Source organism: Nitrosomonas sp., from assembly GCF_040256045.1.
GTDB lineage: Bacteria > Pseudomonadota > Gammaproteobacteria > Burkholderiales > Nitrosomonadaceae > Nitrosomonas.
Genome location: NZ_JBDZWD010000019.1, coordinates 19241 through 40752 on the forward strand (window position 1 = coordinate 19241; position 21512 = coordinate 40752).

Annotated in this window: 19 protein-coding genes and 1 riboswitch; of the genes, 14 read left to right on the plus strand and 5 right to left on the minus strand. The window is 50.8% G+C overall.

Annotation, left to right across the window (positions count from 1 at the left end; translation table 11 throughout):
• Positions 1–109: 109 nt before the first annotated feature.
• Positions 110–358, minus strand: a complete 249-nt coding sequence (locus ABUL11_RS05305; protein WP_350282825.1) for a type II toxin-antitoxin system Phd/YefM family antitoxin — start codon at positions 356–358, stop codon at positions 110–112.
• A gap of 366 nt (positions 359–724) precedes the next feature.
• On the opposite strand from ABUL11_RS05305, the gene ABUL11_RS05310 reads away from it, so the two are divergent.
• The 10 genes from ABUL11_RS05310 (at position 725) to ABUL11_RS05355 (ending at position 5765) form a co-directional block, all read left to right on the plus strand.
• The gene (locus tag ABUL11_RS05310) at positions 725–991 is read left to right on the plus strand and encodes an antitoxin (RefSeq protein WP_350282826.1); all 267 of its coding nucleotides are present in this window, start codon (positions 725–727) and stop codon (positions 989–991) included.
• Between the two features lie 2 nt (positions 992–993).
• Positions 994–1407, plus strand: a complete 414-nt coding sequence (locus ABUL11_RS05315; RefSeq protein WP_350282827.1) for a type II toxin-antitoxin system VapC family toxin — start codon at positions 994–996, stop codon at positions 1405–1407.
• Positions 1408–1496: 89 nt separating this feature from the next.
• Positions 1497–1703 carry an AbrB/MazE/SpoVT family DNA-binding domain-containing protein gene (locus ABUL11_RS05320; protein WP_350282828.1) on the plus strand — a complete coding sequence of 69 codons (207 nt, stop codon included), beginning with the start codon at positions 1497–1499 and terminating at the stop codon, positions 1701–1703.
• 3 nt (positions 1704–1706) lie between these two features.
• The gene (locus ABUL11_RS05325; RefSeq protein WP_350282829.1) at positions 1707–2087 is read left to right on the plus strand and encodes a type II toxin-antitoxin system VapC family toxin; all 381 of its coding nucleotides are present in this window, start codon (positions 1707–1709) and stop codon (positions 2085–2087) included.
• A 258-nt stretch (positions 2088–2345) separates the two neighbouring features.
• Positions 2346–2621, plus strand: coding sequence for an AbrB/MazE/SpoVT family DNA-binding domain-containing protein (locus ABUL11_RS05330; RefSeq protein WP_350282830.1), 276 nt, complete (start codon positions 2346–2348; stop codon positions 2619–2621).
• Positions 2618–3025, plus strand: coding sequence for a type II toxin-antitoxin system VapC family toxin (locus tag ABUL11_RS05335; protein WP_350282831.1), 408 nt, complete (start codon positions 2618–2620; stop codon positions 3023–3025). Before ABUL11_RS05330 ends, ABUL11_RS05335 begins: the two co-directional genes overlap by 4 nt.
• A gap of 501 nt (positions 3026–3526) precedes the next feature.
• Positions 3527–4291: an amidohydrolase family protein gene (locus ABUL11_RS05340; RefSeq protein ID WP_350282832.1), complete on the plus strand. Its 765-nt coding sequence runs from the start codon at positions 3527–3529 to the stop codon at positions 4289–4291.
• Positions 4292–4359: 68 nt separating this feature from the next.
• Positions 4360–4902 (plus strand): sugar O-acetyltransferase, encoded by a 543-nt coding sequence (locus ABUL11_RS05345; protein WP_350282833.1) that lies wholly within the window; start codon positions 4360–4362, stop codon positions 4900–4902.
• 272 nt (positions 4903–5174) lie between these two features.
• Positions 5175–5453 (plus strand): type II toxin-antitoxin system RelE/ParE family toxin, encoded by a 279-nt coding sequence (locus ABUL11_RS05350; RefSeq protein ID WP_350282834.1) that lies wholly within the window; start codon positions 5175–5177, stop codon positions 5451–5453.
• Positions 5454–5462: 9 nt separating this feature from the next.
• Positions 5463–5765 (plus strand): HigA family addiction module antitoxin, encoded by a 303-nt coding sequence (locus tag ABUL11_RS05355; RefSeq protein ID WP_350282835.1) that lies wholly within the window; start codon positions 5463–5465, stop codon positions 5763–5765.
• A 43-nt stretch (positions 5766–5808) separates the two neighbouring features.
• Here ABUL11_RS05355 and ABUL11_RS05360 read toward each other — a convergent pair whose 3' ends face one another.
• The 3 genes from ABUL11_RS05360 to ABUL11_RS05370 all read right to left on the minus strand — a co-directional run bounded on the left by ABUL11_RS05360 (position 5809) and on the right by ABUL11_RS05370 (position 11037).
• Positions 5809–6831, minus strand: coding sequence for a FecR domain-containing protein (locus ABUL11_RS05360; protein WP_350282836.1), 1023 nt, complete (start codon positions 6829–6831; stop codon positions 5809–5811).
• Between the two features lie 35 nt (positions 6832–6866).
• Positions 6867–7418 carry a sigma-70 family RNA polymerase sigma factor gene (locus ABUL11_RS05365; protein WP_350282837.1) on the minus strand — a complete coding sequence of 184 codons (552 nt, stop codon included), beginning with the start codon at positions 7416–7418 and terminating at the stop codon, positions 6867–6869.
• A 172-nt stretch (positions 7419–7590) separates the two neighbouring features.
• The gene (locus ABUL11_RS05370) at positions 7591–11037 is read right to left on the minus strand and encodes an acyl-[ACP]--phospholipid O-acyltransferase (protein ID WP_350282838.1); all 3447 of its coding nucleotides are present in this window, start codon (positions 11035–11037) and stop codon (positions 7591–7593) included.
• Positions 11038–11283: 246 nt separating this feature from the next.
• On the opposite strand from ABUL11_RS05370, the gene ABUL11_RS05375 reads away from it, so the two are divergent.
• The 3 genes from ABUL11_RS05375 (at position 11284) to ABUL11_RS05385 (ending at position 16848) form a co-directional block, all read left to right on the plus strand.
• Positions 11284–14145 (plus strand): ribonucleoside-diphosphate reductase subunit alpha, encoded by a 2862-nt coding sequence (locus ABUL11_RS05375; protein WP_350282839.1) that lies wholly within the window; start codon positions 11284–11286, stop codon positions 14143–14145.
• A 40-nt stretch (positions 14146–14185) separates the two neighbouring features.
• Positions 14186–15331 carry a ribonucleotide-diphosphate reductase subunit beta gene (locus ABUL11_RS05380; protein ID WP_396956507.1) on the plus strand — a complete coding sequence of 382 codons (1146 nt, stop codon included), beginning with the start codon at positions 14186–14188 and terminating at the stop codon, positions 15329–15331.
• A gap of 149 nt (positions 15332–15480) precedes the next feature.
• Positions 15481–16848 (plus strand): transglycosylase SLT domain-containing protein, encoded by a 1368-nt coding sequence (locus ABUL11_RS05385; RefSeq protein ID WP_350282840.1) that lies wholly within the window; start codon positions 15481–15483, stop codon positions 16846–16848.
• Here the strand turns inward: ABUL11_RS05385 and uca are convergent.
• Entirely contained in the window at positions 16836–20462 is a 3627-nt protein-coding gene (gene uca, locus ABUL11_RS05390; protein WP_350282841.1) for an urea carboxylase, read from the minus strand. The two genes, ABUL11_RS05385 and uca, sit on opposite strands and share 13 nt — an antisense overlap.
• A gap of 260 nt (positions 20463–20722) precedes the next feature.
• Positions 20723–20826: riboswitch (guanidine-I (ykkC/yxkD leader) on the minus strand.
• Between the two features lie 114 nt (positions 20827–20940).
• On the opposite strand from uca, the gene ABUL11_RS05395 reads away from it, so the two are divergent.
• The gene (locus ABUL11_RS05395) at positions 20941–21231 is read left to right on the plus strand and encodes a DinB family protein (RefSeq protein WP_350282842.1); all 291 of its coding nucleotides are present in this window, start codon (positions 20941–20943) and stop codon (positions 21229–21231) included.
• The last annotated feature ends 281 nt before the right edge of the window (positions 21232–21512 follow it).

Consider the following 21512-nt stretch of genomic DNA (forward strand, 5'->3'; position numbering starts at 1 on the left):
GCTTAGGGAACCTCTGATTTGTACTCCTCAGCATCGCTATAGCTACGACCTCCGTCGGTTTTCTGCGATCATCACGATTTTGTCTGCATACAGCTCATGGAGGGTTTTATCAGACGTTCTTTAGCAATTCTTGCAATACCTCTTCCGTCATACCGGCTTCCTGTGCTTGGGCGCCGACACGATCGCTGAAGCGCTGAAACTCAGCCACATTTAGATTGACCAGTCGCTCGTATTCGTCCATCGACATCATCACTGCCACATCCCGTTTCTGACGCTGGATGATGACAGGCTCGCGCCGGGCTGCCTCGATGATTTCCGCCAACCCCTGCCTGGCTTCACTTGCTGTTACAGTACGCATATTAACTTCCTTTTGTAATATTTGTACGTATTGTACATTATTATCGACGCGACTGGTCAAGATGCCCCTGCTGAAAGTGGCTCAAAGATGCCAAGTGGCGAAGCGAAATCATGAGATGCCTGATATCCATTGATCGCGGTGCCCCAGATGAGGCACATTTGACCTTTTTTCGTCATGATACATAGGCAAGACAGGCCCTGGCAGGGCAGAAACTGGAGAATATGAGTTTGTCTTCGTGGCGGGGTTATGTGCCAAAACTGCTTTACGTTGGCGTCAATGAACTGTAAGTGTGCTATGTTTTGATCGTTGAGTTGGTATCTATCGCGATATATACTCTTGTCAACCCAACGTGACAGGAGATATTTCATGCAAACCGCCAAACTATTCGTGAATGGTCGCAGTCAGGCCGTGCGCCTGCCGGCCGAATTCCGTTTCGAGGGCAATGAAGTTTTTATCCGACGCGATCCATTGACTGGCGACGTTATCCTCTCCAGCCGCGCGGGCTGGACCTCATGGGATGAATTCCTTGCCCAGCGTGATCTGACCGCCGTACCGGCCGACTTTCTGGCTGACCGTCATCAGCCACCCCAGCAAATACGCGACTGGCTGCTGCCACAAGACGATACCGCCTAGCCATGACTTTGTGCTATATGCTGGATACCAACATTGCCAGCTATCTGCTGCGCGGTGGCTACCCGCATCTGGAGCAGCGTTTGCGGCGCGAAAGCGTTGATGCCGTTTGTATTTCCGCCATCACCCGAGCCGAATTGCGCTACGGTGTGGCTCGCTTGCTGCCCGCTGCCATAAGGCTGGAGCGTGAGGTCGATCGTTTCCTGCTAGGCATCACCATATTGCCGTGGGACGAAGCTGCCGCCGATGCCTACGGTTTGGTGCGCGCCACGCTCGAACGCGCGGGTACCCCCATCGGTGCACTCGATATACAGATTGCCGCCCATGCGCTGATCGCCAACCTGACCCTCATCACCCACAACGTGGGTGAATTCCACCGCGTGGCCGGTTTGCGCATGGAGGATTGGACCACTGATTAATCGAAGTATCACCATGTCCTGTTGCGCTTGACCACCCTTGATCGATAGATGTATCGTAATACTATATTAAGATCGATAGAGGATTGGCTATGACAGCGGTTACCGTTTCACCGAAGTATCAGATTGTAATTCCGAAAGAAATTCGTGAATCAATGGGTATTGTGTCGGGGCAGAAAATTCAGGTTATGTCCTATCAGGGGCGAATTGAATTGATTCCCCTCAAGCCCATGAAGGAGATGAGAGGTTTTCTCAAGGATATTGATACTACCGTTACCAGAGACGAAGATCGGGTATGAGGTATGAATGTAGTTGATTCTTCCGCCTGGTTGTCCTATTTCGCAGGTGATGCAAATGCACCGGTATTTGCAGAACCTGTTGAGCAAATCTCGCAGTTGCTGGTGCCAAGCATTACCATAACGGAAGTTTTCAAGAACGTGTTACGCCAACGTGGCGAGGAGGCTGCCTTGGTTGTGGTGGCTCACATGGAGCAAGGGCGAGTGGTGTCCCTGGATTCTGAGCTGGCAATGGACGCTGCAAAGTTTGGCGTTCTGTATAAGTTGCCATTAGCGGACAGCATCATATTTGCCACTGCGCATAAGTACGATGCCATGCTTTGGACTCAGGATAATGATTTTGAAGGTTTGTTAAATGTCAAGTATGTACCGAAGAGCGGCACATAACTCATGTGGCACAGCAGGATGTGGTGAAGTACGACCCGCATCCTTGCACTGATAAGCGATTAACTACAGTTTTTAAGTTTATTTCACATTTCCGCCATAACGACTGATATCCCATCCACCATATCGCTTGTGGATATCGCGCAGCTTGATGAGGGGCGAATTCATGCGTATATCCAAACCCCGTAAAATTCCTTACTTATTGATATTTTTCTGATAAAAATATAGTATTCAGAAATTTCCTCCAGGGAGCGACACACCATGCAAGCCACCATCACCAGCAAGGGCCAGGTGACCCTGCCCAAACCCATCCGGGACCGGTTGAGTCTGACCGAGGGTACACAGCTGGATTTTGACATTGTTGACGGCGTCATCCATGCCCGGCCGGTCAATCGCACGGCGCTGGACATCTTCGGCATTCTGCGCAGGCCGGGGCAGCGACCAGTCAGCCTGGAGGAAATGGATCAGGCTATCGCGCAGGCCACCGTGGCACGGCACTTGGCAGCCACCCCGCTTGAGGAAGACAGCCAGGCATGATCGGTTTCGACACCAATGTGCTGGTGCGCCTGCTCGTCAATGACAACGCGGCCCAGGCCCAGGCCGTGCGCAAGCTGCTGGAGCCGATTAACGACACGCCCGAAGCCGTGTTCATCAACGATCTGGTCATTGCTGAAACGTTCTGGGTGCTTGAGGCGTGCTATGGCATGGACAAGGCTGCGCTGGCCGGCATAATCGACTTGCTGCTTTCCGTCAAGACCTTTGCCTTCGAAGATCGCGCCACGCTGGAGCAGGCGGCGGCCGCTTTTCGCCACGGCAAGGGAGGTTTTGCCGACTGTCTGATCATCGCGCGCAATCATCGTCTGGGTTGCCAACATACGTTCACCTTCGACAAGGCGCTGGCCCGACAAGAAGGTGTGGAACTGCTGCGGACGGACACCTGAGAGCCGCATCGCTCCTCACGATTTCAACCTCCCGGCGGAGGGATACGACCTCGCGCAACCCGTACCAGTACTCACACCTTACGAATACACATCAAATGCTGGCAGAACGAACTTGAACGCTTTATCGTCAACACATCCCATCACAAAGTGGGACTAAACAGAATGAAGCGGTACAGTGACGCGGCCGAAATTGCGACATTGTTGGTGTGAAAACAAGGCATAGGAATATTTTTTATGATTGGTTGATAATTTGATGCTTTCATCCGGTAAAACGAATGAAGGCATCAAATGCGGAACCAGCCATGAAAAAAACTGGCGATAACCATTGATAATGGCTATATATCATCTGCCTCAAGTCAGTTATTTAACGTGAGTCCGGCGTAAGAAGAGAGCTGTGAAAGGAATCTGTATTGCTTATGATGAAGTGATTTTTGAGCAAGCGTTTCATCAATAGTGAGCGGTAACCTCAGCCATCAGAATGTGGCAGTAAAGAGATCGGGCATGCAGAAAGACTACCAATTATTCGATTCTCATCTACATATAATTGATAAACGATATCCTTTGGTACCAAATAATGGGTACATGCCGGAGTCGTTTACAAATACCGATTATCTGTCTCGGATGCTCCCTTATAACTTGTGCGGTGGTGCAATAGTTTCCGGTTCGTTTCAAGCCTTCGATCAAACCTATCTGATCGAGGCGCTTAAAAATCTTGGGCCATCATTCGTGGGGGTCACACAGCTTCCGAACACTGTTTCAAATGGAGAAATACTCCAGTTAGACGATATTGGCGTTCGCGCTATTCGGTTCAATTTAAAGCGTGGTGGCTCTGAAGAGATTCGTCACCTGTCATCTTTAGCATCCAGAATAAATGAAGTTGCTGGCTGGCATGTAGAGCTTTACGCTGACTCAGCCATGCTCGCTGATCTTTTTGGGGTTCTCATCAAACTTCCCGCAGTGAGCATCGATCATCTTGGCTTGAGCAAGGCTGGATTCAAATTGCTTGTTCAGCTCGCAGAAAAAGGAGTCAAAGTAAAGGCTACAGGTTTTAGCAGGGTCGATTTTCCCATAGCCAATGCCCTCAAGGATTTATACTCAGCCAACCCTGGCTCACTTATGTTTGGCACCGACTTACCTTCCACCAGAGCGCCAAGAGAATACACTCATGAAGATTTTATGCTGATCATTGAAGCGCTTGGCTCTAAAGCAGCAGAAAATGTATTCAACAAGAATGCACTCAATTTATACAAGCCGCGGAATAGCTGACAATTACAAGCAACAGGGGACGTTGAGCACAATAAGCGAGTTGATCGATGATTTCTGAAAAGACAAAGATGATTTCCGGGAAACTCTACGACCCGCTTGACCCGGTACTTGTTGAAGAACGCCGCCTGGCGAGAATTCGAGCAAAAGCATTCAATGACAGTCTCGAGCTGAATACAGAATCTCGCCTGCGGTTACTTCAGGAACTGCTTCCCAATGCCGGAAGAAACTTATGGATAGAGCCTCCGTTTTACTGCGACTACGGAAGCAATATATACATCGGCGACGATGTGTATTTCAATTTCAACTGCGTTGTTCTGGATGTTTGTACAGTTTGTATTGGATCAAGAGTCAAGATAGGACCATCGGTGCAACTGTATGCAGCAACCCACCCGTTAGGTTACAGGGAACGGTCAAGCGGACGGGAATTTGGCAAGCCAATCGAAATCGGAGATGATATTTGGATTGGTGGGGGAGCCATCATATGCCCGGGTGTAAGAATCGGAGCACGAACCGTTATCGGAGCTGGAAGCGTTGTGACGAAGGATATTCCCGCAGGTGTATTTGCTGCCGGGAACCCCTGCAGTGTCATACGCACGATTGTTGACCAGTAAAGAGTAAACCGTCCCGGCTCACATTGATTGACTGGAAATAGTTATATCGGATCGGTGCCGGGTGGAATAGAAGGAAGGCGGGGTTCGATACTGACCCACCATGGCAAGTACGTTGAATACGAATAGGCAGTACTGATTCGAGCATGGCGAGTGTCTGATCGGAGTCGTGCAGTGGAAAGCTGCCAAAGACCAGCAAAAACCATGATCCATCCCCTATTCTTGCCTTATTCTACATAATTGACACCCGGTACGTAATAGGTTACATTTTGTATATGATTCGGAGTTTTAAGCATAAAGGTCTCAGGCGCTTCTTTGAAACTGGAAGTATCTCCGGAATCCAGACATCTCATGTGAACAGACTCCGCCTGATACTTGGCCGGCTCAACGCCGCAAGGCAGCCGCAGGATATGAATCTTCCAGGTCTGCGGTTTCACGAACTGAAAGGAAATCGAACCGATATGTGGGCCGTCAATGTCAGTGGAAACTGGCGAGTTACTTTCCGGTTCGATGGTGAAGATGCCGAGGTTGTAAACTATGAAGACTATCATTGAGGTATTACCATGTTTATGTACAATCCACCTCATCCAGGTGAAGTGATTCGGGAGCTCTGCCTCGATCCGCTTGGTCTTTCTGTCACTGAGGCGGCAGAAGCTCTGGGGATCAGCCGCAAGACCTTGAGCGCTATTCTCAATGGGCGTGCCGGACTTAGTCCGGAAATGGCGATTCGCCTGTCCATCGCTTTCGATACAACTGCTGAAAGCTGGCTGAATCAGCAGACTCAATATGACCTGTGGCAGGCAGAGCAGCGCCGTACGAAACTTCAGGTGAAACGTCTTGTTACCACTGATTCCTATAGCACATAATGAACGCTTTGATCCGGTAAAAACACTGATTGACTGGAAATAGTTATATCGGATCGGTGCCGGGTGGAATAGAAGGAAGGCGAGGTTCGATACTGACCCACCATGGCAAGGTATGTTGAATACGAATGGGCAGTACGGATTCGAGCATGGCAAGCGCCTGATCAGAGTTTTGCAACGGGAAACTGCCAAAGACCAGCAGATCAGCCACTTCCGGCGCAATACCGAGATAACCTTTGCGATAGCGGCGCAATTCATCGACGACCTGTTTGAGTGGGATATCCCGTGCCAGTAATATCCCCTGGGTCCAGGCCGCGCGTGCAGGATCTGCCGTTATCGGCAATGAGAAATCTTCATTCGTGTAACGGATCTGATGACCGGCATTCACGATGATGCTGGTGCCCGTGGAGGCGTGTGCCCTGACGGCACCTTCATACACTGCCAGGAAAGTTTCACTTTCTTCCAGCCGTACGGTAAAACGTGTGCCCAATGCGTGCAAGCGCCCCTGCGGTGTATCGACGACCAGCGGGCGAACCGGATCGGTTGCAGTTTCGATCAGCATTTCACCGGCTACCAGATTCAGGCGGCGCAGATCGGATCGATAATCGATATTGAAAGCGCTGGCAGTATTCAACCAGACACGGGTCCCATCCGGTAACGTGATTTTGCGGACCTCACCCGTTACCGTGGTATGGTCGGCCATCCAGGCCATGGCAAAACCGGGAAGCGCTGTATGACGCCAGGTTGCCCAGCCAAACAGGCTGCTCCCGACCAGTGTACCAATACCAATCAGTACTCGGCGGCGGTTTCGCCGGGTATTTTGTAAAATCTTTGCGGTGGAATGCGGATCAGGGCTGGTATGGATAGGATTGAAGCGCTGGCTGATCTGTTCGACATAATGCCAGGCGACACGATGGCTCGCATCGCTGTTCAGCCAGCTGTTCCAGCGTAGATGATCCTGTTCGCAGGCTTCACCTGAGCGCAGCAGTGCAAACCATTCTGCTGCCTGCTCCATGACTTCATGTGAGGGTATGGGTTGGTTCAGTAATGAAGAATCAGTAATCGCCACAGTGTGTTTCGAGTTGAAATCGATGTGTTGCCAAGTCAGGTAATATCGGGTGAACCAGCGGAATTAACGACTATTTCCCTGATTTCGAGCTGCATGCAGTGCAGCATGGTTTGAGCAATATATTTTCGTACCATCCGATCAGATACGCCGAGTTCCTTTGCTACTTCCTTATCAGTCATGCCACATGCGACCGCCAGTATGAATGCATTGGCAGCTTTTGACGGGAGATTGCGCAACATTGCATCGATCTCATACAAGGCTTCAAGAACGATAGCCTGATGTTCAGTGGACGGTACCCGATTTTCCGGCTGAGTGCTCAGTACATCGAGCCAGGCTTGTTCGATCTCGCGGCGACGCCATAGATCGACACACAGATGATAAGCCGTGGTTCGCAAATAAGCACGAGCATCCAGGAAGTTATTGAAATGACAGGGTTTCAGCAGAAGACGTAAAAAAATATCCTGCGCTAAATCTGCAGCATCGACTGCATTACCCAACCGTCGGCGCAGCCAGTCCCGTAACCAAGTGTGATGATCGTTGTACAGGACTTCAACAGAGGGAGAAGATTTATAGTCGGGGTTACTCATCTACTGTCAGTATTTAAATATTATTAATAACACAATCAATAATAATTGTTATTCTCAAATATATTATACCTTTTGAAAAGTTAGAAGTTACTCAAAAAATTTATCGGCCGGTATCTTTTGAATTGATGATTTCGGGTTTTATTCTGCTCATATCTAGTCAGGAAAAGCTGTTTTACTGATCGATATTTTCACCTCCTTGTTGCAGCACCCATTCGCGCAGTGATACATAGTCGGTTTTTCCGGTAGCGAGCAGCGGTAGTTTGTCGATGTACAGAATGTTTTTCGGTATCCCCAGTTCTCCCAGGCCATTCTGGTTGAAGTAAGCGATGATGTCGCTGCGATCTGCCGGTTGGCGAGTTGTGATCAGAACGATCTGTTCACCTTTTCTGGCATCGGGAATCTGGATGACAGCATGGCTGTAGCCTGGCCACAGCTGATGGATCGATTCTTCTATGGCCGGCAGTGAAATCATTTCTCCGCCTATTTTGGCAAACCGTTTGGCGCGCCCCTTGATGAAAATGTAGCCTTCCTCGTTGATTTCGATGATGTCGCCGGTATCATGCCAGCCATCGACAGGTGGTACGACCATCCCGGGATTGGTTGCCAGATAGTAGCCCAACATCACATTCGGGCCGGATACCAGCAGTTTGCCTCCCTGCGTGATTCCCGGGACAGGCTCCAGTTTGCTGGAAATACCGGGTAACAGGCGACCGACCGATCCGAGATGGTTATGCATGGGGGTGTTCAAACTGAGGATCGGGGCGGTTTCTGTCGTGCCATAACCTTCGAAGATACGCACACCAAAATTTTCCGACCACAGTCTGCGTGTGCTTTCCCGTAGTTTCTCGGCGCCGGCAAACGCGTAACGAACGCTGTAAAAATCATAGGCGTTGGCATGGCGCGCATAACCGGCGAGGAAAGTATCAGTACCGAACAGCAAGGTCGCGTTGGTGTCGTAGATCAGTTCGGGAATGACGCGGTAATGCAGGGGAGACGGGTACAGAAAGACACGCATGCCGGACAGTACCGGCAGCAGCATACCGCCTGTCAATCCAAAGGAATGGAAGAGAGGCAGTGCATTGAATACGAGGTCGGTCGGGCCAAAATCAATCCGGGCGGATACCTGGAAACGGTTGGCCTGCAGGTTGGTATGGCTGAGCACTACGCCCTTGGGCACATCTTCCGATCCGGAGGTAAACAGGACGACTGCTGGCGCATCCGGCTTACGCCGGTAATGGGTATAACGGTAACTGATTCCCGGCAGCAGGCCTGCCACCAGCCCCGCCAGTTTGTGCCACCAGTGCACCTGATGTTTCAGATCTTCCAGATAGATCAGCGTGATCTGCTGTGCTTTCAGGCTGTCGGCCAGCCCGGTCAGTTTGGCGGCTTCGATGAACCTGCGTGCAGTGATGACGGTTCGGATCTGTGCTACCTGGCACGCTGTCATGAGATTTCTGGGACTGACCGAAAAATTCAGGAGGGCAGGTATACGCCCGAAAGCATGCAAAGCGAAAAAACTGATCATCGTGCTCACCATGTTGGGCAGCATGATTCCCACGTTTTCCTGTGCATGGGTATGGCGGCGCAGAACAATACCCAGGATGAAGCTGCGTATGATCAGTTGAGAATAGTTCAATGGATTGCGTTCGACATCTTCCGCGATGACGTGCTTTCTGCCGTGTGTGGCCGCAGCATCGAGCAGCGACTGAAACAGGGTTTGCCGCAGGATATTGCCCTGAAAAGTCGTTGTGGTCATGAGGTCGTACAGCTTCAGGCCGGCTGCGCGGCGACGGCGTTTGCCACGGACTGAATCCGGCAGATCGAAACTTTCCGGCGGCATGATGGTTACGGTGATCCGGGGAAACCAGCGTATTCTTACTTTCCCTTTGAGTCTGGAGAAAAGTGTGTATTGCGGGCCTGACAGGCTTACCGGCAATAGTTTTGCCCCGGCCTTATCCGCGATCATGGCCGGGCCTTCGTAGATTTTCATGAGTGAGCCGGTCAATGTCAGCCGGCCTTCAGGGAAAATCACTACCCTGTCACCGTTTCTGATGCGTTCGATCAGCAGACGGGTAGACAAAGGATTGGTCGGGTCGATCGCAATGGTATCTGCCAGAAACAGGAAGGGTCGCACCCACCATTTGCGGGCAATGCTGGTGTTGATGGCGAAGCACAGGCGTTCGGGGAAGCATACGCTCAGCAGTGCGGCATCCAGGAACGACAGGTGATTGGCGACGATCAGTACTCTTTCTCCCGCCTGCCGATAATGTTCCAGTCCCTTGATTTTTAGGCGATAGAACGTATGAAATCCCCACTGCAGGATGGATCTGGCCAGTTCATATGGTAACAGTCCCGCGATATACACCGCAACCAGGCCATTTAACAAGGCGAGGGTGAGGAAGACTTCAGAAACGGTGAAATCCAGTGCCAGCATTACGCTGATACCCACTGCGGAAACCACCATGAACAGGGTATTCATGATGTTGTTGGCAGCAATGGCGCGTGAACGGCGGGAAGGTTCCGTATAGGTTTGCACGATGGCATAAAGCGGTACGATGTAGATACCACCACAGATCGAGATAGCCAGCAGATCCAGCAAAATACGCCAGTGAGCGAATGATTCCAGGAAATTCAGTACGCCGATGAGTGTTCCATTTGCTGCAGGTGTGAGTGACGTACTGGCAAAATACAGATCGACGGTGAAGATCGTCATGCCCAGTACGCCTAAGGGAACATAAGTTGCGGCTACTTCGCCTTTGAGCAATTTGTCGCACAGTAGCGCCCCGATACCGATTCCTACTGAGAAGAGCGTCAGAAACAGCGTAACCACCTGTTCATTTCCACCAATGATTTCTTTGGCAAAGGTGGGAAATTGCGACAAGAAGGTGGCACCGAACAGCCAGAACCACGATACCCCGAGAATAGCGTGAAATACCGTGGTGTTCTCACGTGCCTGCCGGATGATGGCACGTGTTTCATCAAAAACATGCCAGTTGACGATCGTATCTGCCGCCGCCGGGCGGACCGAGGGAATGAACAAACTGGACAGCCAGCCGGCCAGCGCTATCCCGATCGTTATGCCGGATACGATTGCTTCTCCCTGCTCGGCCAGAATGAGCAGCCCCCCTATGATCGTCCCCAGCAGAATGGCGACGAATGTTCCTGCGCTGGTCAATGCATTGCCGCCGATCAGCTCATCTTCATGCAACTGGTCCGGCAGGATGCTGTATTTCAATGGCCCAAAGAAAGCGGACTGGGCGCCCATCAGAAACAGAATCGCCATTAGCAGCACGACGCTATCCAGATAAAACCCCGCCGCTGCTCCCCCCATCAGAATGATTTCAACGAATTTGACATGGCGGATCAGCTGTGCCTTATCCCACTTATCCGCCAGTTGGCCGGCAGTAGCAGAAAAGATGAAAAACGGCAGGATGAAAATACCGGCCGCCAGCGTGACCATGATCTGCGGGCTCAGGCCTGCGTTATCCATGGTGGTGTAGGTGATCAGAATGACCAGCGCATTCTTGAAAACATTGTCATTGAATGCACCCAGAAACTGGGTAACGAAAAAGGGTAAAAAGCGCCTGCTCGAAAGCAGCTTCCACTGACTTGAGTGCATAACGAACCTTCTCGGATAGTGATTCTTTGATTATAGGGAACTCCTCCCGGAAACCCTAGCATCATGACAAAGTTCTGTTCGCTGTTGACAACAGCATTTCACAACAGGTACCATTGTTTCATCCTGTCAGACACAATATATTGTGTTATCAGGTGTCCAGCAGTGTTCAGCCAATTCCTTTCCAGCTACTTGATTTTCGACCATTTTTCGATCAGCAGTACCATCGTCGTACAGGAGAATTTGACCATGCAGCTTGCCACAGACCTCCCTTCCTCCTCCTCCGTCCAGCAGAAAAATTTTCTGGAAGAGATGACCGATTTGCCGGCGGCTCGGCAGAATTATTCTCAGTATAAGATCATCCGCCGCAATGGTGCCGTGGTGGCATTTGAGCCGGGCAAGATTTCCATTGCATTGACCAAGGCGTTCATCGCCGTAAGAGGCGGGCAAAGTGCTGCTTCTTCCAGTGTACGTGAGATCGTGGCACAACTGACCGGGGAGGTTGTGCATGCTCTGACCCGCCGCCGGCCGGAGGGCGGTACGTTCCATATCGAGGATATTCAGGATCAGGTCGAGCTGGCGCTGATGCGCTCGGGTGACCATGACATCGCTCGTGCTTATGTGCTGTACCGTGAGGAGCGGGCGCGTGAACGGGCAAGGCAGCAATCAGCTCAACCGGCTTCCGCTCAGGTGGCTGTGTTGCACATCGTGGAAAACGGGCAAAGGATTCCGCTCGATCCGGCCCGGCTGATGGCTCGTATCGAATCAGCCTGCCAGAATCTGGGGAATACGGTCGATGCCGGGCTGATTGTCAAATCGATGCTCAAGGATCTGTACGATGGCGTGCCCGCCGAGGAAGTCAGAAAATCTGCTGTGCTGTCTGCCCGTGCGCTGATCGAGAAAGAGCCTGCCTACAGTTTTGTGACGGCACGGCTTTTGCTGGATAACATCCGTTATGAAGTCCTGGGTGAAGAAGTTGCTCATGAGATTATGCAGTCGCGCTATGCCGAATATTTCCCGGAGTTTGTCCGGAAAGGGATCGAGGCCGGATTACTGGATGAACGTTTGGGACAGTTTGATCTGGCGCGGTTATCAGAAGCGCTGGTTGCCGATCGTGACCTGCAGTTTGGCTACCTGGGTCTGCAGACCTTGTATGACCGCTATTTCCTGCATGTTTCCGAACGGCGTATCGAACTGCCGCAAATATTCTTCATGCGTGTCGCCATGGGACTGGCGCTGAACGAAATCGATCGTGAGGCCCGCGCCATCGAGTTCTATCACCTGTTATCAAAGTTCGATTTCATGAGCTCGACGCCGACCCTGTTCAATTCGGGTACACGGCGTTCGCAATTGTCCTCATGCTATCTGAGCACCGTGCCGGACAGTCTCGATGGCATTTATGAAGCTATCAAGGAAAACGCTCTGCTGTCGAAGTTTGCGGGCGGGCTGGGCAATGACTGGACGCCGGTCAGGGCAATGGGCGCACGCATCAAGGGAACCAATGGCAAGTCGCAAGGGGTGGTGCCTTTTCTCAAGGTAGTGTCGGATACGGCAGTGGCGGTCAATCAGGGCGGTAAGCGCAAGGGGGCGGTTTGTGCCTATCTGGAAACCTGGCATCTCGATATCGAGGAATTTCTGGAATTGCGTAAAAACACCGGGGATGATCGAAGACGCACGCATGATATGAATACTGCCGTCTGGGTGCCGGATCTGTTCATGAAACGTATGCAGAAAGACCAGGAATGGACACTGTTTTCGCCCTCCGATACACCAGATTTGCACGACAAATTCGGCAGAGCGTTTGAAGAGGCCTATATCGCCTATGAAGAGCAGGCAACACAGGGCAGGTTGACCCTGTTCAAGCGCATCCCAGCCCGGCAGTTGTGGCGCAAGATGCTGACCATGCTGTTTGAAACCGGACATCCGTGGGTTACATTCAAGGATCCTTGCAATATACGTTCACCGCAGAATCATGTCGGTGTCGTGCACAGCTCCAATTTGTGTACTGAGATTACGCTGAATACCAGCGAAAAGGAAATTGCCGTATGCAATCTGGGGTCGGTCAACCTGCTGGCCCATATTGTCGATGGCAAACTGGATCAGGCCAGGCTCAAACAGACGGTTACGACAGCGATGCGCATGCTGGACAATGTGATCGACATCAATTTTTACGCGGTGGCAAAAGCGCGCAATGCCAATTTCCGGCATCGACCGGTCGGGCTGGGGATCATGGGTTTCCAGGATTGTCTGCATAAGCTGGGCATTTCCTATGCTTCTTCGGAAGCAGTCGAATTTGCCGACAGATCGATGGAGGCAGTTGCATACCATGTTTACTGGGCTTCCACTGAACTGGCCGAAGAGCGCGGCACCTATGCCACTTACCGGGGCAGTTTGTGGGATCGTGGCATTCTGCCGCAGGATACGCTGGAGTTGTTGCGTGAGGAGCGCGGCGGCCATGTGGAAATCGATACCTCATCCACGCAGGACTGGGATGCTCTGCGTGACCGGATCAGACAGTACGGCATGCGTAATTCCAATTGCCTGGCGATTGCACCGACTGCGACGATTTCCAACATCATCGGTGTTTCCGCCAGTATCGAACCCACTTATCAGAACTTATATGTCAAATCCAATCTTTCCGGAGAATTTACGGTCGTCAACCAGTGGCTGGTAAATGATCTGAAGAAGCAGGATTTATGGGATGAAGTCATGATCGCCGACCTCAAGCATTACGATGGAGCAGTCAGCAAGATTGATCGGGTACCGGAGAATTTGCGCAATTTGTACGCTACAGCATTCGAGGTTGATCCTCAATGGCTGGTCGAAGCAGCCTCCAGAAGGCAGAAGTGGATCGACCAGGCGCAATCGCTCAATCTTTACATGGCAGGTGCTTCCGGCAAAAAAATGGATGAGTTGTACCAGCTTGCCTGGTTGCGCGGACTCAAGACGACCTATTATCTGCGCGCTCTCGGAGCGACCACTGCTGAAAAATCGACGGTTCATACCGGCACACTGAATGCGGTTCCCGCGCAGCACGAAGCAGCCAGCTTGGCCCACGCGACCCCACAGCAATGTGCGATCGACAATCCGGAATGTGAAGCATGTCAGTAAGCATCGAACAATCCCCTACCAGAACCCAAGGAGCAAAATCATGCTGACTTTTGAAGATGAAGTATTTCAGCCGGGAAATATCCTGGCAGGCACGAGCACACAAGCAAGAATGGCCGATGCAATCGCTGAGCGGCAGGCTCCGGACGAGGAAATGTCGGCAGAGGATCATCGTCGTGTTTCCGTTGAAGACAAACGCATCATCAACTGTAAGGCGGATGTCAATCAGTTGGTGCCATTCAAGTACAAGTGGGCGTGGGAAAAATATCTGTCTGCCTGTGCCAATCACTGGATGCCGCAGGAAATCAATATGAACCGGGATATCGCTCTCTGGAAAGATCCCAACGGATTGACCGAGGATGAACGCCGTATCGTCAAACGCAACCTCGGCTTTTTCGTCACGGCAGATTCATTGGCAGCCAACAATATCGTACTGGGGACCTATCGGCACATTACCAACCCTGAATGCCGCCAGTATTTGTTGCGACAGGCGTTCGAGGAAGCTATCCATACGCACGCCTATCAGTACATCGTTGAATCAATTGGCCTGGATGAAGGTGAAATTTTTAATGCATATCATGAAATCAAGTCGATTCGTGATAAGGATGAGTTTCTGATTCCCTTCATCGACACATTGACGAATCCCACGTTTCAGACAGGTACATTGGAAACTGATCAGCAATTGCTGAAAAGCCTGATCGTGTTCGCCTGCATCATGGAAGGGCTGTTTTTCTATGTCGGTTTTGTACAGATTCTGGCACTCGGCCGTCAGAACAAGATGACCGGGGCGGCCGAACAGTATCAGTACATCCTGCGTGATGAATCCATGCATTGCAACTTCGGCATCGATGTCATTAACCAGATAAAACTTGAAAACCCGCATCTGTGGACCCGGGAATTTCGTGAAGAAATCAGCGTCCTGATGCGCAAGGCAGTGGAACTGGAGTATCGCTATGCTGAAGATACCATGCCGCGCGGCGTGCTTGGCCTGAATGCGCCGATGTTCAAGGAATATCTGCGTTTCATCATCAATCGCCGCAGTCATCAGATCGGCCTCGATCCATTGTTCCCCGAAGCAGGTAACCCTTTCCCGTGGATGTCGGAAATGATTGATTTAAAGAAAGAAAAGAATTTCTTTGAAACGCGTGTGATCGAGTATCAGACAGGGGGCGTATTAAGCTGGGATTAATAGTGTTAATCAATCAATTGTCGATTGATAAAATCATGTAAAATAGCAAAGGGCCGGCTGGTTCACTTTAAAATTAAAAAATACAGGTGACCAGCCTTTTTTATTTTCAAAAAAACAATTATGCGAGCGAACCGTTCATTTTATTCAGGATGAAGACAAAATCGAATACCTCACTAGCATTGATTGCTGCAGTAGTATTGGCTTCTCTCCCTGTTACGGTGCAAGCCGGCAGAACTTTAGAAAAAAATGTAAGTATCACCGTATTGGATGCACAGTATCAGGTACAACCACACAAGCAGCAGGATGATCTATGGATGCGCGTACGGACCGGGTTTTCCCTGGCTAATATTCAAAGTCAGGAAGTACGGCAGCACGAAAGTAATTTCAGTAAAAACCAGCGATTCATAGATCATATTGTTGAACGTAGTCAGCGTTATCTGTTTTACATCATCGAAGAAGTGGAGCGTAGGGGTATGCCGGCCGAGATTGCACTGTTGCCGATCATTGAGAGTGAGTTTGATCCGGATGCTTACTCTCGCAGGCATGCAGCAGGATTGTGGCAATTCGTCCCCTCGACAGCAAAAGCGTTCGGGCTGGAGCAGAACTGGTGGCATGACGAACGGCGCGACATCATTGCGGCCACCCAGGCGGCACTGGATTATCTGCAGATGCTCTACAAAATGTTTGGAAACTGGAAACTCGCCTTGGCCGCTTATAACTGGGGGCAGGGATCACTGAAGAAAGTGATCAACGAGAGTCATGGCGGTAATAAATCTGTCAACTATCAGGAAATCGGTCTTCCGCCTGAAACCAGGAACTATATATCTAAACTGATCGCCATCAGAAATATCATTGCTAATCCTCGTCGTTATGGCATTAAGCTGAAATCCATTCCAAACCGACCTTATTTTGAGCAGATCACGATTACCCAGCCGATTGATGTACAACTGGCTGCCCGGCTTGCCGGAATTTCAGAAAGCGAATTCAATGCGTTGAATCCCGCATACCACCGGCCTCTCATCAAGGCAGAGGATTCTCCACGGACACTGTTGCTGCCCGTTACCAAAATAAAAACTTTCGTAGACAACCTCGAAAATTATGACAAGTCGCTGGTGTCGTGGCGAACTTACCAGATCGAGCAAACAGAAACTTTGCGCGACTTATCCAGCAGGTATCGTATCCCGGTTGCCCGATTGGCCCAGATCAATGGCCTTTCTGAACGTACCACTCTGAAAAAAGGCCAGATATTGCTGGTGCCGCGTGATGGCAGCAACGCAAGAGAAATGACCTACCTTGCACACTATCAGCTCAAACCACCGGCAACGAAGCGTTCTCGGTCGGAAGTCATCGTTTATACTGTCAAAAAGGGTGATACGCTCCACGCTATTGCCAAGCGCTACGGTATTGATATCAAAACGATCCGTTTATGGAACAAGGGGAGTGACCTGCTTTCCATTGGGCAGAAGCTTACATTCAAGCTGACAGCGCCCTCCTTCAGCAGCCCTTATTCTTCCTGAACGATCAGCAGCATCTGACCGGCAAATACATAATCACCTTGTCTGCAGCTGATCTGTTTCACGATCCCGCTGACCGGTGCACTCAGGGTGATTTCCATTTTCATGGATTCGATGATGATGACCGGATCCCCGGCATTGACCGGTTGCCTGGTCTCGATCAGCAGTTTCCATACGGTACCGGTCACATCTGAACTGATGGCGTATGCTCCCTCGGGTAAATCAGGTGTATTTTGCATACCGGGTTCATCAAGTACCCCCTCGCCACTGATACCGTCTTCCTGTACGTTTCCGATTTTCCAGCGCTCGCGTTCAGCCTCAAAAGCCTTTTGCTGACGGGTTTTGAAGGCTTGAATACTGCCTGCATGCTGATGCAGGAATGCATGATAGTTGCGCAGGCTGAAAACAGTATCTTCAGTATGAAGTGTAAAATGCCCGGTGATAAAGTCGTGGCGCAATTCAAGCAGCTCCTGCTCAGAAACGGGATAAAACTTGATCTGATCAAAAAAGCGCAGCAGCCAGGGTTTGCCTGCGGTAAAGTCCTGGGTCTGACGGTAGCGGTTCCACATCTGCACCGTTCTTCCGACAAACTGATATCCTCCGGGACCTTCCATACCATAAATGCAGAGATAGGCTCCTCCTATTCCGACTGCATTTTCCGGTGTCCAGGTACGCGCAGGATTGTATTTGGTGGTGACCAGGCGATGGCGTGGATCGATCGGCGTGGCCACCGGCGCGCCCAGGTAGACATCTCCCAGCCCCATGACCAGATAGCTGGCATCGAAAACGATACGTTTGACCTCATCGATACTGTCCAGCCCGTTGATGCGCCGGATGAATTCGATGTTGCTCGGGCACCAGGGTGCATCCGGCCGGACTGACTGCATATATTTTTCAATGGCAAGTTTTGTGGCAGCATCATCCCAGGAGAGTGGCAAATGCACTATACGCGAAGGAATTTCCATATCGTCGCTTGCTGGTAAATTCTTTTCGGCGGTAATGAGCCTGTCCAGGAGATAGTTACGGGCCAGAAGCCGCGAATCGAAATGTATCTGCAAAGAGCGGATGCCCGGTGTCATGTCAAGAATTCCGGGTAGGTCGCCTTCTTCAATACAGTGCTGTAACCAGGCCATCAGAGCATGTGCGCGAAAATGCAGTGCGATATCGAGCACTGCTTCGCCATATTCGATCAGCAGATATTTATCTCCGGATTGTCGGTAAACCACTTGTACCTGCTCGTCATTTGCCCGAATCCGGTGTAATACAGGATCACCTGATTCAACCGGGGAAGCAGGAATATCGGATAGGACGCGAGTGAAGGAATCCGGCTGCTGGATCATGCTGTCCTGCTGCTTTTCCAGCATCAGTGCCTGTTCCGCTGTAAGCGGGTGAAAATGCACGCTGTCACCGGGTTTGAGCTGCCCGGCTTTCCACAATTCTGCCTGCACGATTACGGCAGGACAGACAAATCCTCCCAGACTGGGGCCATCCGGCCCCAGGATGATGGGCATATCACCGGTAAAATCGATTGCACCGACTGCATAGGGATTGTCATGGATGTTAGAAGGGTGCAGGCCGGCTTCACCTCCATCCTTGCGTGCCCATTGGGGTTTGGGACCGAGCAAACGTATACCGGTACGACTGGAATTGTGGTGCACCTTCCAGTCAGTGGCAAAGAATTCATTGATATCGGCCTCGGTAAAGAAATCCGGTGCACCATGCGGCCCGTACAGGACTCCGATTTCCCACCGGCTGGTGTAATGGGGAATATTTTCGGGGAGCAATGTTCTTGGCTCCGCATCTTCTGCAGGCAGGATATGTAGCACATCCCCGGTGCACAGCGCCCGCCCGGCATGCCCGCCGAACTGTCCCAGTGTAAAAGTGGAGCGGCTGCCCAGATAATCCGGCACCTGTATTCCGCCCTTGATGGCCAGACAGGCGCGGCTGCCAGACTGACGGATTTTGCCGAATCGTAACAGTGAGCCTGCTTTGATGAAATGGGATCGCCACTGCTCCAAGGGAGCGCCATCCAGCCAGACATCGATGGGTGCTCCACATACTGCAATCAGACTGTTGCAGTTGAATCTCAGCGTTGGCCCGGCCAGAGTGATTTCCAATCCTGCCGAGTCATCGGGGTTTCCAACCAGATGATTGGCCAGACGAAAGGCCAGACTGTCCATCGGCCCGGAGGGCGGCACTCCTACATTCCAATAGCCCGTTCTGCCCGGGTAATCCTGCACTGTCGTCTGTACACCGGCGCTGAGTACATCCAGGGTATGCGGCTGGTAGTGAAATCCGGCGAGGAATTGGGTGCTGACCTGTCCGCTGCAAAATACCGTTCCGGATAATACCTGTTTGAGATAATCCAGATTGGTCTCGATGCCGTAGAGCGTGGTTTTGTCCAATGCGGCGATCAAACGGTCGATGGCCTGATCACGATTGCCGGCATGAACGATGATTTTAGCGAGCATTGGATCATAGAAGGCCGATACTTCACAACCCGCGTCCACCCAGGTTTCAATCCGTGCAGTTTCCGGAAATTCGACAGCGCTCAGCAAGCCACTGGCCGGCTGAAAATTCTTGGCTGGATTTTCCGCATACACACGAGCCTGTATGGAAGCCCCCTGCGGCTGGATGGTAAATGATTCCAGTGGCGGTAAAGCATCGGCACCCAGCAGCACCATCCATTCAACTAGATCGATGCCGGTTACCATCTCGGTGACGCCATGTTCCACCTGCAGGCGGGTATTGACCTCCAGAAAATAAAACCGGTCGACTGCGGGATCGTAGACATATTCCACTGTGCCGGCAGACCGGTATTGAACCGATTCCCCCAGGCGCACGGCTGTTTCCTGTAATGCGTTACGGGTTACTGGTGACAGGTCGGGTGCCGGTGTTTCCTCGATCACTTTCTGGTTACGCCGTTGCATGGAACAATCACGTTCTCCCAATGCAATCACTTTTCCGCGGCCATCGCCGAAAATCTGTACTTCTATGTGACGGGCCTGGTCGATATATTTTTCCAGGAATAATCCGGCATTACTGAAATTGCTTTGTGCCAGATTTCTGACAGACTCATATGCATCGATCAGTTCCTGTCGGTTGCGGCACAAGCGCATACCGATACCCCCTCCCCCTGCTGTACTTTTGAGCATGACCGGGTAACCGATCCGGTGTGCTTCTTCGCAGGCGGTTTCGAGGTGTTCCAGTAATCCGGTACCTGGCAGCATCGGCACGTCGAGTTGTTGTGCAAGCGCACGGGCGGTATGTTTCAGGCCGAAAGTACGTATCTGTTCAGGAGTGGGGCCCAGAAAACAAATCCCTTCTGCGGCACATTGTTCCGCGAATGAAGCATTCTCACTCAGGAATCCGTACCCCGGGTGAATAGCCTGGGCACCAGTGCGATGGGCAACTTCCAGTATTTTATCGGCACGCAAATAACTTTCGCTGGCAAGCCCATCACCGATACAAACACTTTCATCAGCATCCAGCACATGTCGTGATAGCGCATCAGCTTTCGTGAAAACAGTCACACTGCCGATTCCCATATGGCGCAAAGTACGAATGACACGGCAGGCGATGGCGCCCCGATTGGCGATCAGAACTTTTGTAAACATAGATTCCCCTTACTGTACTGCCTGATCAAACAGGCCATACTGCGATACATGCTGACTGTATCAGCGAAAACAAATATAGATTCTTTAAAGTCGATGAAAAACACAGATATCCGCTTCCTGTAGAGGACGGGCCGTGGGCGAGGAAAACAGGAAACACGGTGTAAAGCCGGAAATAGAAGCAGGCAAGCAGATAATACATATAACGAATCTCCAGGAGGTCAGGAAACGACAGAAATCAATAATGCGTTTAGCATTATGTAACCTCCCGGGCTTTTATCCCTCCGTGGAGCTTCGTCATACGAAGCCTCAGGCTCTCGGACCAGCCGCTTTCTACAGGAAAGCCGGAACCCTAGCCTGAAGTCATTGCAACCAACTACCCGTACAACCGATCTCGATGGTGTTGGTGTTACTGGCTGTAATCAAAACATAAGCTCTATTTTATAGGCAGCCGATCTTTTCTGGAACAATAATATTTTCAATGGGACTGCACTGCCTTTCGTTGTCATCGGCTTTCAAAGCCAGAAAACTGGACGAATGGCTTATTGGCTACGCCAAACAATTAGATGATGAAGCTGCAGCAGAAAGGATAGATTTTGTTTTTACTGATGGAGACCAAGGTTGCATGAGTAGAGCAGAGATGCTGATGTACCTTGTCACACATAGTCTTTGCCATATCAGTGTCACTGGGGATATGTTTTTTCGTGAGGGATTGCCTATTTCTCCTGTTCTGTTGACTACTCAAATTCGAGAAATGCAGACTCCTGTTTAATCTTAAGATTCCTGGCCTGGAGGTTATAAACGAGGGTTTTGATTATTGAAATTTTCTACTAGACGATATGAATGTGATACTTGCAGTCCCATTTTGGGTGACTCAGACTCTGATAATCTTTCATCACGAATCCCTTTCTCTTGGCAGAGAGCAGAAGTTTCCGTGAGCCGCCATAAAGGTCAAGTTTTAGTGGGTTACGTCTCAAGTTTATTATTTTCATTTAACGTTTTACTATCCATAATTGCTTCACAATTTCTACCGCCATAATTCTGATATTTTGA

Excerpts from the sequence above, each read along its gene's own strand:
- ABUL11_RS05305 (WP_350282825.1), bottom strand. The coding sequence starts at position 358 with ATGCGTACTGTAACAGCAAGTGAAGCCAGGCAGGGGTTGGCGGAAATC.
- ABUL11_RS05310 (WP_350282826.1), top strand. The coding sequence starts at position 725 with ATGCAAACCGCCAAACTATTCGTGAATGGTCGCAGTCAGGCCGTGCGC.
- ABUL11_RS05315 (WP_350282827.1), top strand. The coding sequence starts at position 994 with ATGACTTTGTGCTATATGCTGGATACCAACATTGCCAGCTATCTGCTG.
- ABUL11_RS05320 (WP_350282828.1), top strand. The coding sequence starts at position 1,497 with ATGACAGCGGTTACCGTTTCACCGAAGTATCAGATTGTAATTCCGAAA.
- ABUL11_RS05325 (WP_350282829.1), top strand. The coding sequence starts at position 1,707 with ATGAATGTAGTTGATTCTTCCGCCTGGTTGTCCTATTTCGCAGGTGAT.
- ABUL11_RS05330 (WP_350282830.1), top strand. The coding sequence starts at position 2,346 with ATGCAAGCCACCATCACCAGCAAGGGCCAGGTGACCCTGCCCAAACCC.
- ABUL11_RS05335 (WP_350282831.1), top strand. The coding sequence starts at position 2,618 with ATGATCGGTTTCGACACCAATGTGCTGGTGCGCCTGCTCGTCAATGAC.
- ABUL11_RS05340 (WP_350282832.1), top strand. The coding sequence starts at position 3,527 with ATGCAGAAAGACTACCAATTATTCGATTCTCATCTACATATAATTGAT.
- ABUL11_RS05345 (WP_350282833.1), top strand. The coding sequence starts at position 4,360 with ATGATTTCCGGGAAACTCTACGACCCGCTTGACCCGGTACTTGTTGAA.
- ABUL11_RS05350 (WP_350282834.1), top strand. The coding sequence starts at position 5,175 with ATGATTCGGAGTTTTAAGCATAAAGGTCTCAGGCGCTTCTTTGAAACT.
- ABUL11_RS05355 (WP_350282835.1), top strand. The coding sequence starts at position 5,463 with ATGTTTATGTACAATCCACCTCATCCAGGTGAAGTGATTCGGGAGCTC.
- ABUL11_RS05365 (WP_350282837.1), bottom strand. The coding sequence starts at position 7,418 with ATGAGTAACCCCGACTATAAATCTTCTCCCTCTGTTGAAGTCCTGTAC.
- ABUL11_RS05370 (WP_350282838.1), bottom strand. The coding sequence starts at position 11,037 with ATGCACTCAAGTCAGTGGAAGCTGCTTTCGAGCAGGCGCTTTTTACCC.
- ABUL11_RS05375 (WP_350282839.1), top strand. The coding sequence starts at position 11,284 with ATGCAGCTTGCCACAGACCTCCCTTCCTCCTCCTCCGTCCAGCAGAAA.
- ABUL11_RS05380 (WP_396956507.1), top strand. The coding sequence starts at position 14,186 with ATGCTGACTTTTGAAGATGAAGTATTTCAGCCGGGAAATATCCTGGCA.
- ABUL11_RS05385 (WP_350282840.1), top strand. The coding sequence starts at position 15,481 with ATGAAGACAAAATCGAATACCTCACTAGCATTGATTGCTGCAGTAGTA.
- uca (WP_350282841.1), bottom strand. The coding sequence starts at position 20,462 with ATGTTTACAAAAGTTCTGATCGCCAATCGGGGCGCCATCGCCTGCCGT.
- ABUL11_RS05395 (WP_350282842.1), top strand. The coding sequence starts at position 20,941 with ATGGGACTGCACTGCCTTTCGTTGTCATCGGCTTTCAAAGCCAGAAAA.